General features: G+C 55.0%; 13 protein-coding genes and 2 pseudogenes. 12 read left to right on the top strand and 3 right to left on the bottom strand.

Annotated features, from left to right (window positions below):
* Both V7665_RS04805 and V7665_RS04800 read left to right on the top strand, forming a co-directional pair.
* Positions 1-747: SDR family oxidoreductase (locus tag V7665_RS04805; protein WP_335663404.1), on the top strand; the 747-nt coding region annotated here is incomplete at its 5' end.
* Between the two features lie 188 nt (positions 748-935).
* Positions 936-2,477, top strand: coding sequence for a nitrilase-related carbon-nitrogen hydrolase (locus V7665_RS04800; protein WP_335663403.1), 1,542 nt, complete (start codon positions 936-938; stop codon positions 2,475-2,477).
* Between the two features lie 83 nt (positions 2,478-2,560).
* On the opposite strand, the gene V7665_RS04795 is transcribed toward V7665_RS04800, so the two are convergent.
* Complete coding sequence (locus V7665_RS04795; protein WP_335663402.1) at positions 2,561-4,297, bottom strand: ABC transporter ATP-binding protein; 1,737 nt, start codon at positions 4,295-4,297, stop codon at positions 2,561-2,563.
* A gap of 346 nt (positions 4,298-4,643) precedes the next feature.
* On the opposite strand from V7665_RS04795, the gene V7665_RS13905 reads away from it, so the two are divergent.
* A complete protein-coding gene (locus tag V7665_RS13905; protein WP_442955176.1) occupies positions 4,644-4,763 on the top strand; it encodes a hypothetical protein in 120 nt (39 codons plus the stop codon).
* Positions 4,764-4,802: 39 nt separating this feature from the next.
* Positions 4,803-5,648: a carbamoyltransferase C-terminal domain-containing protein gene (locus tag V7665_RS04790; protein ID WP_335663401.1), complete on the top strand. Its 846-nt coding sequence runs from the start codon at positions 4,803-4,805 to the stop codon at positions 5,646-5,648.
* Between the two features lie 24 nt (positions 5,649-5,672).
* On the opposite strand, the gene V7665_RS04785 is transcribed toward V7665_RS04790, so the two are convergent.
* Positions 5,673-6,569 carry a LysR family transcriptional regulator gene (locus tag V7665_RS04785; RefSeq protein WP_335663400.1) on the bottom strand — a complete coding sequence of 299 codons (897 nt, stop codon included), beginning with the start codon at positions 6,567-6,569 and terminating at the stop codon, positions 5,673-5,675.
* Positions 6,570-6,671: 102 nt separating this feature from the next.
* On the opposite strand from V7665_RS04785, the gene V7665_RS04780 reads away from it, so the two are divergent.
* The 4 genes from V7665_RS04780 to putA all read left to right on the top strand — a co-directional run bounded on the left by V7665_RS04780 (position 6,672) and on the right by putA (position 12,211).
* On the top strand, positions 6,672-7,169 hold the full coding sequence (locus V7665_RS04780) for a lactoylglutathione lyase family protein (RefSeq protein WP_335663399.1): 498 nt from the start codon (positions 6,672-6,674) through the stop codon (positions 7,167-7,169).
* Positions 7,170-7,297: 128 nt separating this feature from the next.
* The gene (locus V7665_RS04775; RefSeq protein WP_335663398.1) at positions 7,298-7,972 is read left to right on the top strand and encodes a type 1 glutamine amidotransferase domain-containing protein; all 675 of its coding nucleotides are present in this window, start codon (positions 7,298-7,300) and stop codon (positions 7,970-7,972) included.
* A gap of 280 nt (positions 7,973-8,252) precedes the next feature.
* Positions 8,253-8,402 carry a zinc-binding dehydrogenase gene (locus V7665_RS04770; protein ID WP_335663397.1) on the top strand — a complete coding sequence of 50 codons (150 nt, stop codon included), beginning with the start codon at positions 8,253-8,255 and terminating at the stop codon, positions 8,400-8,402.
* A 161-nt stretch (positions 8,403-8,563) separates the two neighbouring features.
* A complete protein-coding gene (gene putA, locus V7665_RS04765; protein WP_335663396.1) occupies positions 8,564-12,211 on the top strand; it encodes a trifunctional transcriptional regulator/proline dehydrogenase/L-glutamate gamma-semialdehyde dehydrogenase in 3,648 nt (1,215 codons plus the stop codon).
* A gap of 44 nt (positions 12,212-12,255) precedes the next feature.
* Here the strand turns inward: putA and V7665_RS13900 are convergent.
* A pseudogene (locus V7665_RS13900) lies at positions 12,256-12,351 on the bottom strand (IS6 family transposase); the annotation flags it as partial.
* A 228-nt stretch (positions 12,352-12,579) separates the two neighbouring features.
* On the opposite strand from V7665_RS13900, the gene V7665_RS04760 reads away from it, so the two are divergent.
* From V7665_RS04760 to V7665_RS04745, 4 genes and pseudogenes are all read left to right on the top strand, one after another.
* Positions 12,580-13,416 (top strand): class I SAM-dependent methyltransferase, encoded by an 837-nt coding sequence (locus V7665_RS04760; protein WP_335663395.1) that lies wholly within the window; start codon positions 12,580-12,582, stop codon positions 13,414-13,416.
* Positions 13,417-13,596: 180 nt separating this feature from the next.
* Positions 13,597-13,821, top strand: coding sequence for a hypothetical protein (locus V7665_RS04755; protein ID WP_335663394.1), 225 nt, complete (start codon positions 13,597-13,599; stop codon positions 13,819-13,821).
* Between the two features lie 288 nt (positions 13,822-14,109).
* A complete protein-coding gene (locus V7665_RS04750) occupies positions 14,110-15,717 on the top strand; it encodes an amidohydrolase (RefSeq protein WP_335663393.1) in 1,608 nt (535 codons plus the stop codon).
* Positions 15,718-15,951: 234 nt separating this feature from the next.
* A pseudogene (locus tag V7665_RS04745) lies at positions 15,952-16,044 on the top strand (IS3 family transposase); the annotation flags it as partial.
* Between the last annotated feature and the right edge of the window lie 32 nt (positions 16,045-16,076).

The following is a 16,076-nucleotide window of genomic DNA, read 5'->3' as shown; positions in this document are numbered from 1 at the left end:
GTGCTGGTGACAGCCGGCAGCAAGGGTATCGGACTGGCAACCGCAATGGGATTTCATGTCTGCGGTGCGAAAGTGGCAATTTGCGGGAGATCGCAGGACAAGCTGGATGCCGCCGCTGCGCAGATGCCGGGATGCCTGGCGCTGACCGGAGATGTTTCCAAGTCACAGGATATCGAACGGGTCATCGAAGCGGTGACGCAAAAATTTGGTGCTATCGACATATTGGTGAACAATGCGGGCGGACCGCCGCCGGGCCTTTTTGTCGATCTGACGGACGAAGACTGGGACAAGGCGATAGAGTTGACGCTAAAATCCGTCATTCGCGCAACCCGGCTGGTGCTGCCGCATATGCGGGCCCAGAAATGGGGCCGGATCATCAATATTTCGTCATCCGGCGTGAAGCAGCCGGTACCCGGCCTTACCCTGTCCAACAGTATCCGGATGGCCGTATTGGGCTGGGCCAAGACGCTCGCCAATCAGGTGGCAGCCGATAATGTGCTGGTGAATACGGTGTGCCCCGGATTTACCCAGACCGATCGCGTCGCGCAGATTCTGGAGCAGCAATCTGCAGCGTCCGGCAAGAGCATCGAAGAGATTGCCGCTGCGCTCGCGGCACAAATTCCGATGCAGCGGATCGGCCAGCCCGAAGAAGTCGCAAATCTTGCGGTGTTTCTGGGGTCCGATGCGGCAAGCTATATCACCGGAACCGCGATTCAGGTGGACGGCGGATCGGTCCAGGGTTTCTAAGAGCGCCATATTCTCCCGACAGCCGATTGATCATCCACCAAGGCGACAGTGTCGGCCGGTCTAAATTGGGCAGGCTTTGCCAGCCAAAGAAGTTCCAGGATCGCCGGACAAGCGAACAAAAGCGCGATTAACAGGCGGCCTTCACAACAATTCTTTCCCACGGGCCAAAAGCCCGCTAATGGGCGCGGATGACCGCAGAAAAAGCAAAGCTCATCATCCGCATGGCGGAACTGGAAGATGCCAGAAAAATCTCCGCCTTGTCGCGCAAAGTCTATGGCAAGGGCGAAGGCTATTCGACCGAGGAAGTCCGCGGGCAGATCAATAATTTCGCCGATGGCCAGCTGGTGGCGGAATATGAGGGCAAGATTGTCGGCCATTGTGCGACCTTCCAGATATCCGAGAAAACCGCTCGCGCGGCGCATAGCTGGTCAGAAATCACCGGCGGCGGCTTTGCCGCCCGGCATGATCCGGCTGGCGAAATTCTCTATGGCATGGAAGTCAGTGTGGACCCGGATTACCGGCGACTGCGCATCGGGCTGCGCTTCTACAAAGTCCGCCGCGAACTTTGCCAGCATCTCGGCCTGAAGGGGATTATCTTTGGCGGCAGACTGCCCGGCTATGCCCGGCGCAAGCGCAAATATCCTGACCCGGCCGATTATCTGGCGGCGGTCGTTGACAAGCAATTTCGTGACCCGGTGATCAACTTTCAGTTGAATCAGGGCTTTGTGCCGCTGGGGATCTTGAAGGACTATATGCCGACCGACAAGCCGTCGGGCGGCCACGCTGTGCATATGTTCTGGGAAAATCCGCTGGCGGTCGAAGCCAAGATTGTGACGCAAACACCGCATGACCGCCTGCCCCAATCGGTACGCGTGGCGACCGTGCAGTTCCAGATGCGCAAGATTGCATCGCAAACCGAATTTGAAGAACAGGTGGAATATTTTGTCGATGTTGCGGCCGATTATGGTGCCGACTTCGTAACATTTCCGGAATTGTTCACACTCCAATTATTGTCTGTGGAAGGCGAAAAGCTGGATCCGGCACAGGCGATTGAAAAAATCGCCGAATATACCGACCGGTTCAAGGAAGTGATGGAGAAGCTGGCGGTTTCCTATCATATCAACATCATCGGTGGCTCCCACCCCACGCGCATGGAAAATGGCGACATTCGCAATGTCTCCTATGTCTTTCTGCGCAATGGCGCGATTTACACGCAGGACAAGCTGCACCCGACGCCGAGCGAAGTGCGCTGGTGGAACATCAAGGGCGGCTTTGGCGCAGAAGCCATTCCAACCGATTGCGGACCAATCGGGGTGATGATTTGCTATGACAGCGAATTTCCGGAAATGGCACGGCATCTGGTCGATCAGGGCGCGATGATCCTGTTTGTACCCTTCTGCACGGATGAACGCCGCGGCTATTTGCGCGTGCGCTACTGCTGCCAGGCGCGCGCCGTGGAGAACCAGTGCTATGTGGTAATGTCGGGCGTGGTCGGCAACTTGCCGAATGTCGAAAATATGGACATTCACTATGCCGAGAGCGCAATATTGACGCCATCCGATTTCCCGTTCGCGCGGGACGGTGTCGCGGCAGATACAGCGCCCAACACCGAAACGATCGCGATTGCCGATCTGTCGATGACAAGCCTGCTGACCAGCCGGCAATCCGGTGCGGCGCAGAATTTGAAAGACCGCCGCTTTGATCTCTATCGCGTGCTGTGGAAAGGCTAGGCTATTCCACCAGCCAGTTGAGGGGGCCAAAACCAAATTGGCAAAAACGGGCAAAAATCTGTCGCGCAGCTTTTGTCCGATTTTTAGTCGTTGGTTTCGATGATATCCGCCCACTTGCCAGCGGCCTTGACGCGCCCGCTTTCCAATATGATCAACTGGTCCGCATTTTCCAGCGTGGGTAGCCGGTGACCGATCACGATGACGGTGATTGCATCGTGCAGCTTGTCAATAGTGTCGCGGATGCGGGCTTCATTTTCCAGATCGAGCGCACTGGTAGCTTCGTCTAGGATGATTAATTCGGGTTTCTGGATCATCGCCCGTGCCAGCGCAATTCGCTGTTTTTCGCCGCCAGACAGACGTTGCCCGGCATCGCCAACAACGGTTTCAAGCTGATCTGGAAGCTTGAAAACGAAATCCGCGGATGCAAATTTCAGCGCCCTCTTCAGCTCGTCATCAGTTGCATTCGCGTCCGCCCACAGAAGATTGTTGCGGATCGTGTCATGAAACAGGAAAACATCCTGCGGCATATAAGCGATGGATTTACGCCAGTTCAGCCGATTTTCATCGGTGAGCAGAATACCGTCAATCTCGATAGTGCCCGCGTCCGGGGTCAGCAGGCCCATGATCAGGTCGGCAAGGGTGGACTTCCCCGAACCCGATGTCCCCATTATTGCCGTGGTTTGCCGACTTGGGATCTCGATATTGATGTCACAGAGCGATGGTATGCCGCGGGTGCTATAACTGAATGAGACGCCTGACAATTTGATCGACTGGTTGAACTGAATTTTGGCGCCCAGAATCGGCGTGAGCGTTTCTTCCCGTGCCGCACCGGCCGCGCGCATCAGGTTTTGATAATTTGTCAGGACGGAATCTGAATGGAGAATATTGTTGATCTGCGACTGGACCTCCCGAATTTGCGGCGAAAGACGAGAGAATATTAGAACCAGAATCAGCAGAGTGGGCAATGAGAGTTCGAATGACGTAACCCCGATATAGAGAAGCATCACCATGAACAGAGCTACCAAGATCTGGAAAATGACGGTCATTGCCGCATTCAAATGGGTGAATTGCAATGACCGTTTGCGCAACAAGCTGCGTATCTCAAGCATCAACTGACTCTGGCGGGCTTCGCTTCTGAGAATCTTGATCAACTTGATCCCGGTCAATCCTTCCTCAACCGTCTGTTGCACCTGCCGGTTCGCATCGCTCAACAGCTTTCCCTGTTCATGGGCAAGGGAATGCTGTCGCCGCATGGCAAAGAAAAGGCCGCCCCCGAGAACCATTGCAGCAAGCGTCAGCGGAAAGGAGAGGCTGAAGGCGACTATGATATAGGCCGCTATCGAAAAGGCTGACACGATGAACCGGACGGAAAACAGCAAAGCGCTTCCCAATCGACCGATTTCGGTTACCAGCAAATTGGACATGTCGGATTTTTTCTGGGTCGTCAGCCATTCCCAGCGCGCTTCGAGCATCGCATCGAAACTTTTCGTGCGAAGGTCGTCCAGCAATTCCAATCGGAAACGTTCGGATACGATTGTTTGGCTATAGCTTATAAGAGCACGAAAAACATTGAGGGCCAGAAAAGTGCTCAACAGCCCGATGAGGGTGATGGGAATACCAACAAAGGACAGCCCGTTTACGATCAGTCCGACGACACCGCCAGCTTCCGCCTGGGATTCCTGCAAGGCTCCAAGAAGCGGGACGAGCAGGACTAGTCCAATTCCTTCGGTAACGCTGGACAGGAACAAAAGGGCAGCGAAAATCAACGAACGCGCTCGCGAAAATCGCCACATCATTTTCAAATAGGTCAAAATCAACATGCTGCTCGTTTAGTGCAAGATCAAATATAGGCAATAGAAGCTGTTTGGTAGAGATGGGTTCGCACTGAATTGAACGGAATTGTTAAAAATCAGCTGTCCGGCTATCGGGCTCGAATTTGAACAGTCTATGATACAATTCGATGGGCACCGACAAAAATAGCATCCAGAAGCGTCAAGTCTTTAAAAGGGCTGAATGGCCTTATCTTGACGAGCCAGCTCAAGCATTTTTTCCCTACTGCGTGAGACTGATAAATATATCCCTTACCATTCAAGACCTGAATGACTTTACTGGATTGATCCGGCGAGACCAGGATATCGGCATCCTTGGATTGCCGCGCATTTTGGATTGGGCAAGGCACGGAAAGTGTCATTGATTGAAATTGTCTGGCGGGATGGAGAGATTACAAAGGTCATGCCTGAAAACCTGCTCGGAGGAGAGGTTATTATTTCCAGGCAAGCACTCTAAACGGGCTTCATGGATCGAAAAGACTGTTGGATATTAAGCTTGCTATGCGGCGACGCTGGCGGCGCGCTTGGTGCGGCGCTGGTCTGTCACCATATGCACTTGCAAAACCCGCGGACGGTCACACCGGGGCAGGACAGCATGTTCGGGGCATATCTTGGCCCTGCCTTCGGCGATCAGGATGCGGCCGCAAGACTGGAAGTCATAGGTGCGAAATTTGAGATCCTGTCGCCGGAAGAGCGGATCGCGCGCACGGCGCAGGCGCTTTCAGAGGGCCAATGCATCGGTTGGATGAATGGCCGCATGGAATTTGGCCCGAGAGCATTGGGCGCCCGCAGCATTTTGGCCGACCCGCGCCGTCCCGAGATGCAGAAACAGCTCAATCTGAAAGTCAAATTCCGTGAATCCTTCCGCCCCATTGCTCCCGCTGTGCTGGCTGAACAGGCTCAGGATTATTTCGATCTGGACGGCGCCAGCCCCTATATGCTGTTTACCGCAGATATTGCCGAAGCCAGACGGCTTCCGCCAGAGGCGCAGAGCGAGAGCGAGAGCGACTTTGGCCTGGAAAAACTATACGCCACACGCTCGGATATCCCAGCGGTGACTCATATTGACTATAGCGCCCGCGTCCAGACCGTAGACGCACAATCCAGTCCGGATTTCCACGCCCTGTTGTCAGCCTTCGATGATTTGACCGGCTGTCCGGTCCTGATTAACACCTCTTTCAATGTGCGCGGCGAGCCGATCGTCTGCACTCCCGAAGATGCCTTCTACTGCTTCATCGGCACGGGTCTGGACATGCTGGTCATCGGCAATCTTGTCCTAACCAAAGATCAGCAGAACAAGTCGCTGTTTAGCGAATATAAAAACAAATTCGGACCTGACTGAAAAGACTAGGCGGGCCGCAGCCATTCATTCTTTCTCGAGATTTTCGGAGACGGATTGAATGAGATTGGCGATGCGCGTGACCCGAGCGGGCAGCGTCCGACCGCGTCGAAATATCATCCACAGATCATGGCGGAGCCTATGGGGGAGCGGAGCGACGTGAAGTTTGTCGTTATCGGGATAGCTGTTCACGCCGCTGCGTGGCAGCAGAGTATAGCCGATGCCATGAGCGACGGGGGAAGGGATCTGGCTGATCTGGTTTACAAAACTGCGGATGCGCAGACGATCCGAGCCGCGGAACTCCTCCGGAAAATTCATCGAAAACAGATCATCGGCATAGGCAAATCCGTCAGGATGCGCGACGAAGCCGAGATTTTCGAGCGCCTGAAAGCTGATCGGCGACGTCATCGCACCATCAGGAACCACAAGGCACAGTTCCTCTTGCCCCAAATGCTCCGCATCGAGCCGCGGATGGCGCGGGTCATGGTCCGCAATACCAAGATCGAAGCGCCCCTCCAGCACACCGGCCAACACTCTGTCCTGTGGCGTTGCCTCAAGCCTTATGGTCAGGTCCGGGGAATCCTGCATCACCGACAGGATTTGGGGGAATATCAGCATGGCGAAGCTGCCGGAACAGGCGATGGTCACCTCGCCAACTGCCGGATCATCGCGCAGAACCGTCTCTTGCAGGCCCCGCTCCTCAGCGCGCCTTGCCCGACCGACGGCAAGAACGGCTTCGCCTGCCGGCGTAGGGCTAAAACTCTTGCCCTGGCGCGAAATCAGCGATTGACCGACTTGCGCCTCTAGCTTCCGCAGATGCTGCGAAACGCCCGGCTGAGTCATGTTCAGCAGTGTCGCGGCCCTGGTAAAGTGACCGGTTTCGCATAGCACGACGAAGCTTTCCAACCATTGAGCATTCAACATATTTCATTACTATATGTTATGACAAAGCATTGAAATGATTATTTCACATAATGACATGATCCGCTTACTTTCATCACCACTGGAAATAAAGGAAATCTCATCATGCTGCCAACACCTCGCGCTTTTTCGCATATCGGCCTATCCGGCCCGGACCTTGATGCTGCGGTAAAATTCTACACCGAGATACTCGGGCTCTACACGATCATGCAACCGACCGATGTCATCGAAGACGAAAGTCCGGTTGGAATCATGTGTACCGATGTTTTCGGTCCGGGATGGAGTAGCTTGCGCATTGCCCACCTCGCGACCGCCGATCGCGTCGGAATCGAGATATTCGAATTTCCGGAAAATTACGCGCCTGACGATAATCTGGATCACAAGCGCCATGGAACCTTCCATTTTTGCATCCAGGATCCCGACGTGGAAGGGCTGATTGAGAAAATTGTCGCTGCTGGCGGAAAGCAACGCATGCCGGTTCGCGAATATTTTCCCGGCAAGAAACCCTACCGGATGTGCTATGTGGAGGATCCGTTTGGCATCGTGTTCGAAATTTATAGCCATAGCTATGAGCTGACCTATTCCGACGGCGCCTATTCCTGACAAATCGGTGCGGTGCGATGTGTGGTCTTGAGCCCGGATACGGACGATATAGAGACCCGACCGCGATCGAACCGCTATAAGTGCGTTGTTTCTAAAAATATGATCACGAAAAAGAAAAGGCAAAAATCATGAATATTCTAATGGTTCTGACATCACACGACCAGCTCGGCGACACCGGCAAGAAGACCGGCTTCTGGCTCGAGGAATTTGCTGCGCCTTATTATGTTTTCAAGGATGCTGGCGCAGATATCACGCTTGCTTCGCCCAAGGGCGGTCAGCCACCGCTCGATCCCTCGAGCGACGCCGACGACGCCCAGACAGACGACACGAGACGTTTCAAGTCCGATGAAGCAGCCCAGAAAATACTCGCCAATACGGCTGTCCTTTCAACCATTTCCGCTGACGGATTTGACGCGATCTTCTATCCCGGCGGCCACGGCCCGCTCTGGGATTTGGCAGAAGATGGCGACAGCACCGCATTGATCGAAACATTTGCCGCAAGTGATCGCCCGGTCGGTGCCGTCTGCCATGCGCCAGCAGTGTTCAAACATCCCAAGAATGCGGACGGCAAACCCCTGGTGTCGGGCAAGCAGGTGACCGGCTTTACCAACACCGAAGAAGAGGGTGTTGGCCTGACCGACGTCGTGCCTTTTCTGGTCGAGGACATGCTGATCAAAAATGGCGGCGAATATCACAAGGGCGACGACTGGGCATCTTTCGTCATTGTCGATGGCAAGCTGGTCACCGGCCAGAACCCCGCGTCATCGGCAGAAGCTGCGCGCAAATTACTCGGCCTGCTGTGAGCCAATAGAAGCGGAGCAATTTGACCGCCTGCGGGCATAGCGACGAAGCGGCTTGGAAACTGCAACCCCTTGTGGGAATTGAATGGGAACGGCTGTGTGGAGAGGGAATGGTCATCCAAGCCACCCGAACGGATAGCTTTCGGTCGTCGAATAGATATGCAAGATAATATGAACGTGCGTCTGCATAAGCGTTCGCCGCGGAAGAGTGGGAGATGCAAAATCGTGGATAGAGAATCACATGAATTGATCAGGCAAGTCGAGTTCCAGGTTGGAGCGGGGAATGGCCTATATTCTTGAGCGGTTGAAAGACGGTCGGTTCAAGCCTCGGATCGACGATCATGTGTTCTCTATGGAAAATGCAGTCGATGCTTATCGGTACATGCTGACGGGCGAACAGGTCGGCAAGATCGTGGTGCAGGTAAGCAAGTGAGCCGGATGCCCGCTTTGCTGTCGACAACGACAAATCGACAATGACCTATTAGGCCTATTAGGGAAGTGCCGCGTCCATCGCTGCTGTTGTGACCTCGTCGCTAATATTGTAGCTCCAGCCAAGAATCACCCCAACAGCCTTTGTTTTTGATCGGACCCGCCGTGCACCAAGTACACCAAAAGACTCCCTTCCGGGATTTCGCGCCAGCCATTTCACCCGTGACGCCTTTGCGCAGTGCGATTACCGCTGCCTATCGGCGTCCCGAGGCCGATTGCGTCCTGCCGCTGCTCGAGAAAGCGCGCGTTTCCGATGCTGAGCGCAAGCTGATTGCGCAGACAGCCCATGATCTGGTTGCAAGCATGCGCAAAAAAGGCCGTGGCGGCGGCATCGAGGGGCTGGTCAAGGAATATTCGCTCTCCAGCCAGGAGGGCATTGCGCTGATGTGCCTGGCGGAAGCTTTGCTGCGGATACCCGACAACGCGACCCGCGATGCCCTGATCAGTGATAAAATAGCAACCGGTGACTGGCGCTCGCACCTTGGTGACGGGCGCTCGGTCTTCGTGAACGCTGCGACATGGGGACTGGTCGTCTCTGGCAAATTTGTCTCGCCCATCAACGAACGCGGGCTTGGCTCGTCGCTGTCGGCTCTGCTGAAACGTTCCGGTGAGCCGGTGATTCGTAGCGGCGTCAACATGGCCATGCAGATGATGGGCGAACAGTTCGTTACCGGCGAATCGATCAACGAAGCGCTCAAACGGGCCGGCAAAAAGGAAGCGGCGGGCTTCACCTACAGCTATGACATGTTGGGCGAAGCGGCGATGACGATGGCCGATGCTGATCATTATTATGATGACTATGAGCATGCCGTTCACGCCATTGGCAAGGCATCCAATGGTCGCGGAGTCTATTCCGGCCCGGGCATTTCCATCAAGCTGTCGGCGCTCCATCCGCGTTATGTCCGTGCGCAAGCCGATCGGGTGATGGAGGAACTGCTGCCACGCGTTCGCTCTCTGGCCCTTCTCGCAAAGCGCTATGACATTGGCTTGAATATCGATGCCGAAGAGGCTGATCGGCTGGAGCTGTCGCTTGATATCGTTGAATCCCTGGCCCTTGATGAAGAACTCGCTGGTTGGCACGGGCTCGGCATTGTCGTTCAAGCCTATGGCAAGCGTTGTCCCTACGTGCTTGACTGGATCATCGATCTGGCGAAGCGGTCCGGCCACCGGATCATGATTCGCCTGGTCAAGGGCGCCTATTGGGACAGCGAGATCAAACGCGCGCAGGTTGACGGCCTTGCCGGCTTCCCGGTATTCACACGCAAGGTGCATACGGATGTCAGTTATATCGCCTGTGCCCGAAAATTGCTCGCGGCGCGCGACGTCGTCTTCCCGCAATTTGCAACGCATAATGCGCAAACGCTTTCGACGATTTATCACTTGGCTGGGGATGAATTCAGCAACGGCGATTATGAGTTTCAATGCCTGCACGGCATGGGTGAAGAGCTTTATGATGAGGTGGTCGGACCGAACAGGCTGAACCGGCCCTGCCGCATTTATGCGCCAGTCGGAACGCATGAGACTTTGCTCGCCTATCTCGTTCGCCGCCTGCTCGAGAACGGCGCCAATTCGTCGTTCGTTAACCGAATCTGGGACGAGCATGTCCCGATCAGCGATCTGGTAGTCGACCCGGTTGAAGAGGTGGAGGAAATTGATCCCGTCGGGTCTCAGCATCCGCTGATCTCGCTGCCGGGAAATCTTTATCCAGACCGGAAAAACTCGCGCGGACTCGATCTCAGCGATGAGACGGTTCTGGCCCAAATTTCGCAACGCCTCCGTGATAGCGCTTCGGTGGAATGGCGTGCGGAACCGATGATTGCCGGGCTCACCATTGCCCGCGAGGCAGAGGATGTGCTCAATCCCGGCGACGAACGAGACGTTGTCGGAAAGGTTATATGGGCAACCCCCGAGGAAGCCGCAGACGCCGTGCGCATGGCAGCCGATGCATTTCCCGACTGGGCGCAATCCGATGTCGAACAACGCGCGCTTGCTCTGGAGAAGGCGGCTGATTTGCTCGACGAGCGCATGGAATCTTTGCTGGGCCTGATCATGCGAGAAGCTGGCAAGTCCTTGCCGAACGCCATTGCTGAAGTGCGCGAGGCCGTCGATTTTCTTCGCTATTATGCGGATCAGGCCCGTGCGACCTTCGATGAGAATGTCGAGCCGCTCGGCCCGGTCGTCTGCATCAGTCCATGGAACTTCCCGCTTGCGATCTTCACTGGTGAAGTTGCGGCTGCCCTTGTTGCCGGCAATACCGTGCTCGCGAAACCTGCCGAAGAAACGCCGCTGATCGCTGCGCAGCTGGTGAGCATATTATATGAGGCGGGTATCCCGGAAGTTGTCCTGCAACTGGTACCAGGCGACGGCTCAATCGGAGCCGCTCTGGTCAGTGCGCCGCAGGTCTGTGGCGTTATTTTCACCGGATCAACCGAAGTTGCCAAACTGATCCAGGCGCAATTGGCGGAACGCACATTGTCGGATGGCTCGCCGCTCAGGTTAATAGCGGAAACCGGCGGACAAAACGCGATGGTGGTCGATTCATCGGCGCTGCCGGAGCAAGTTGTGCGTGATGTCATTGCTTCTGCCTTTGACAGTGCCGGACAGCGCTGTTCGGCTTTGCGCATCCTGTGCGTACAGGAAGATATCGCCGACGAACTCATGTCCATGCTCAAGGGCGCCCTGACCGAACTCAAGATCGGCCCGACGGACGAATTGTGCGTTGATGTCGGCCCCGTCATCACCCCGTCGGCGTGCGAGACGATCACTGCCCATATCGAACATATGCGGGATGCCGGGCGCAAGATAGAGCAGTCACTGCTGGGCGAAGCCACGCAGAACGGAACCTTTGTTGCCCCGACGATCATCGAGATCGACAATATCGGCCAGCTCGGCCGGGAAGTCTTCGGCCCGGTCCTGCATGTGATGCGCTATGCCCGCAAGCAAGTCGGCGAGGTCATGGAGCAGATCAATTCAACCGGCTATGGCCTCACCTTCGGCCTGCACAGCCGTATCGACAAAACCATCGCGGATATCACTGCGCTAGCCCAAGCTGGCAACATCTATGTCAATCGCAATGTCATTGGCGCGATTGTTGGCGTGCAGCCCTTTGGCGGGCGCGACCTTTCGGGCACTGGTCCAAAGGCGGGAGGGCCGCTCTATATCGGTCGCTTGGTCAAAAATGCGCCGCGCAGCACCACCATCGAGCGCGGACCGGTTCTCGATCCCGATTATGAGGAACTTGCCCGGTTCGTGAGGGTGATCGAGGATGCGCCCGCGCCCTATGGCCACAAGGCACCGCGGCTTGATAGCTTCGTCGAACTCCCCGGCCCGGTGGGCGAGAAGAATCTTTATGGCGTCCATCCGCGCGGCCGCATTCTATTGCTTCCAGCGACTGCGGAAGGACTTCGCGACCAATTGCTCGCCATCTTCGCGACCGGCAATTTGCCGTTCCTGCCCGATAATGACGCGACGCATGCGCTTGCTGCCGATCTTCCCGCATCGGTTGCCCAGCGTCTGCAATGGACGGCGAACTGGGAGTTAGAGCACCGTTTTGCGCAAGTTTTGATCGAGGATACGGGCAAGGATATTCGCCCCTGGCTAAAGGCAGTGGCGGCACAAAAAGGTTCGGTCCCGATCGTTCAGCTTGGCATTGGCAAGGGCGGATATCGGACCGACTGGCTGCTCGAGGAGATTGCCATTTCCATCGACACCACCGCTGCGGGGGGCAATGCCAGCCTGATGGCGGTGGTCTAGCGAAGCGCCGTTGGGATGAGAGTTCCGCGGAGAGCTTGCAGCGGGACATTGCGGAAGCGTTGAGCAGATCCTGGAGATTTGAACCGCTGCATCTTTCGCTCCCGCCTTCGTTCCGGTTCGTGCGAATTTTCTGTCCGATTGGCTGCGCGTCTATTGTCGATATGTTGAGCCGTAGGGCCCAGTTCTCGAAATGCTGCGTCACAGGATCGATCCGATATCAATCGGCGGTGTTTCTGCACCGACAGCGGATTGCCTGCTTTCGAAGAGACGACAGATAATAGCTGCTGTCGCCCTGTGAACATCAACTTGCCAAGCTGGTGGTCTCCAAAAAACTATCAATTCCGACAGATATATTTATGGCGTAGCCAATGACAGACGCAAAACCCCATAACCGCGACAAGAACTACAGGATCAAAAGCGACAGCTTGTTTCTGAAGGCCCTGGGCGTTTCGAATGACGCCGGGGATGTGAAGCCCAATATGTATGGGAAATATCGCCAGGTCTGCCGCTTTGTCGAGATTTTCATTGAGCGGATCGAGCGGACACAGGCGGTAAAACAGAAACGGGTCAAGGTTTTGGACATCGGATCGGGCAAGGGTTATCTGACCTTTGCGATGTATGATCAGCTCGCCCAGGCGGGACTCAACCCCAAGATTGACGGTGTTGATACGCGCTCGGATATGGTCGACCTGTGCAATCAAGCAGCGCAAGCATCCGGCTTTGAAAATCTGGCGTTTCACAACCTGAAAGCGGAGGATTTCGTTCAAGGCTATTATGATGCGATCATCGCCTTGCACGCGTGCGACACGGCGACGGATGATGCCTTATTCTATGGAATCAAGTCAAAATCCAAACTGATCGTCTGTGCTCCTTGCTGCCAGCATGAAGTCTTGGTGGACCTGCAGAAGAGCGAGACGGCGAGCCGAAAGTTCATCTCGCACGGCCTGTTTCTGCAAAAACAGGCTGACCTGATCACCGACAACAGCCGTGTGATGCTGCTCAGGTCACAGGGTTATCAGGTTGATGTCATCGATTTCGTCTCTACCGAGCACACGCAAAAGAACACGCTTATTACAGCCATAAAGAACAGCAAGCCGTCTGCCAAATATCTCGAGCAATATGAAGCCTATAAAAAGGCCTTTGGTTTTAACGGGATAAAGCTGGAGGCGCTGATGCGCGAGGCGGGATTGATTCGCTCGGAATAAGGCTGCGCCGTTGCTTTCACACCACTGTTTCGAGCCGGCTGCGCAATGCATCTGGCCGGTAAATATCCGAAACTGACATAGAATTCGGTTAGCCAGAATGACCGCTGTTGGGGCGGCAGAGGTCTGACCGCTTGTGGGAGTAGATCAACCGGTAGCTGCCATTCAGGCCGTTCAGAAGGCTTGGCCGCGCCCAGCCGCTTCTTCCCTGACCAACGCGAAGGCGTTCTCGCGCAAAGCGCAGAATTTCTGGCTGCTCCGGAACAAAATTTGATACCCGAAGACCATCTGCTCTATGAAATTGGTGAAGTCATGGCAAAACCTGCTCTCGGCAGAACATCCAATGTCGATGTAACAATCTATAAATCTTTGGGCAGTGTTGTTCAGTATCCCGCCGCGGCAAGGTGACTTTCGAGATCTCGCGAAGAAACTGAATAGCCCTTGCTCCCTTATCAATGTTCGCCAGCTTTTGGACAAACGGCATATTTGTCTCGATTTGAATAGCTTGCGCACCGTCCGGTTGCAGCTTAGCCTATGACAAAATAATAGTTTGAGGGGATCGCCGTGCCAATCCAGATATCCAAATTGATGCCCGCTTTTTGGGTGATATTGTTTTGCTTGGCCGGTTGCGCAGCGAACGAACCCGCGGCTCCGAGCATTGCGGCGCCGGCCCTGCAAGTCGCAGAAACGATCTATTTGGGTGAAAATATCGTCACCATGGACCCCGATGCCAAAGATATGCAGGCCGTCGCCGTCGCGAACGGCAAAATTATTGCCGTAGGAACACAGGCCGATATCCTTCGTCATCAAGGCGCAACGAGCGAAATTATCGAGTTGGGCAACAAAGCCCTGCTACCCGGCTTTATCGACGCCCATGGCCATTTCACCTTCCAGGCGATGCTGCTTTCAGCGGTGAATCTATCCTCCCCGCCCGTGGGTCAGGTGACAAATATTGAAGACCTCAAAAACACTCTAAAATCCCATATCGCAGCCATGAAAATTCCTGCAGGCCAGTGGGTTGTTGGCTATGGCTATGATGAATCGCTGATGTCCGAAGGGCGGCATCCGACCCGCGCCGATCTCGATGCGGTCTCAACAGATCATCCGATATATTTGCTCCATGTGTCCGGCCATTTGGGCAGCGGCAATTCGCTGGCCTTGCAAGCGGGCGGCATTGGGCTAGATAGCGCTGACCCCGAAGGCGGTGTGATCCGGCGGATGGCCGATGGAAAAACCCCCAATGGTGTGCTTGAGGAGCGGGCACAATTTGCGGTGCAAGCCAAGCTGCCAACTCCAACGCCGCAACAAGCCTTGGCCGGGCTGGCAGCAGCGCAAAAGCTATATGCCAGCTACGGTATCACGACGGTGCAGGATGGGGCGGCTTCCCAGCCTTCGATTGATCTGGTCCGTGCGGCCAATGCTCAGGGCTTGTTGTCGCTTGATATCGTGAGCTATTTATACCTTCAGAAACCCGAACAGATATTGCCGCCAGCCAAAGAATTCGGCCATTATGATGGCCGCTTCAAACTGGGCGGTGTGAAGTTGGTGCTCGATGGATCGCCGCAGGGGAAAACAGCCTATCTCTCGCATCCTTACCATGTCGTTCCGGATGGACAAGAGAAGGACTATCGCGGCTACCCAAATTATCCGACGGACGAAGTCAATGCGATGGTCAGCAAGGTCCTGACCCACAATGTGCCGTTGATCGCCCACGCCAATGGCGATGCAATGGAGGAAATATTGATCGATGCGGTGGCGGCTTCCGATGCCAGGGGCGTCAAAGGGAAAGGCCGTTCGGTGATGATCCACGCACAAACCGTGCGCGAAGACCAATTGGACCGGATGGCGGAGCTTGGCATGATCCCGTCATTTTTCTCCAGCCATGTATTTTTCTGGGGTGATTATCATCGCGACAGTGTTTTGGGACCGGTTCGCGGCGCACGGATCAGCCCGACCAAATCAGCACTCGATCGCAATATGATTTTCACCACCCATAATGATTCACCGATTGTACCGCCGGATATGATCCGGCTTTTATGGGCGACAAGTCAGCGGGAAACGCGATCGGGGAAAATTCTTGGAGCCGAGCAGCGCATTCCGGTTTATGACGCGTTGAAATCGGTGACCGTCAATGCCGCTTACCAGAATTTCGAAGAAGGCATTAAAGGCTCTATTGCAGTCGGAAAGAATGCAGATTTTGTGATTCTGTCGGAAAATCCGCTGAAGTTGCAACCAGTCGATCTGCTCAAACTGAAAGTGATGCAGACCATTTCGCGCGGCAAGACGGTGTTTGTCGCAAAATAGCCCTTGCAGTCACATCCACAGGACACTTCGGCGCTTTCTATTTCATACTGTACCAGGAAGGCAAATATTGCGACCGCCAATGATGTCAGCTTGTCTGCAGCAGCCAATCGAGCCTGATATTTTGAACGACCAAAGTTGCGGGGATAGGTCTCAGTATTTGGGCAATTTTTGTCACCAGCTTTTACGATTTCCAAAACTGAGAGCAGCCATTCAGCGAACCGCCCAACTCGTAACTTCCAATACATCAAAGGGTTCTTCAACACCCGAAGGCGCCACTCATATCTGGGCGGCATAAGCCCCTTGGCTTTCGAAGCTAAGGTGGCATAATGAGAGACAAGCGACCGGAACCAAACCGTTAC

It is taken from the genome of Parasphingorhabdus sp. (assembly GCF_036964675.1).
Lineage (GTDB): Bacteria > Pseudomonadota > Alphaproteobacteria > Sphingomonadales > Sphingomonadaceae > Parasphingorhabdus.
The sequence above is the reverse complement of the archived record's forward strand: the minus strand, read 5'-3'. Positions and strand labels throughout refer to the sequence as shown.

What these genes read in the sequence shown, in the direction of transcription:
- V7665_RS04775 (WP_335663398.1), top strand. Translation starts at nt 7,298, where the DNA reads ATGAATATTCTAATGGTTCTGACATCACACGACCAGCTCGGCGACACC.
- V7665_RS04780 (WP_335663399.1), top strand. Translation starts at nt 6,672, where the DNA reads ATGCTGCCAACACCTCGCGCTTTTTCGCATATCGGCCTATCCGGCCCG.
- V7665_RS04770 (WP_335663397.1), top strand. Translation starts at nt 8,253, where the DNA reads ATGGCCTATATTCTTGAGCGGTTGAAAGACGGTCGGTTCAAGCCTCGG.
- V7665_RS04800 (WP_335663403.1), top strand. Translation starts at nt 936, where the DNA reads ATGACCGCAGAAAAAGCAAAGCTCATCATCCGCATGGCGGAACTGGAA.
- V7665_RS04760 (WP_335663395.1), top strand. Translation starts at nt 12,580, where the DNA reads ATGACAGACGCAAAACCCCATAACCGCGACAAGAACTACAGGATCAAA.
- V7665_RS04795 (WP_335663402.1), bottom strand. Translation starts at nt 4,297, where the DNA reads ATGTTGATTTTGACCTATTTGAAAATGATGTGGCGATTTTCGCGAGCG.
- V7665_RS04785 (WP_335663400.1), bottom strand. Translation starts at nt 6,569, where the DNA reads ATGTTGAATGCTCAATGGTTGGAAAGCTTCGTCGTGCTATGCGAAACC.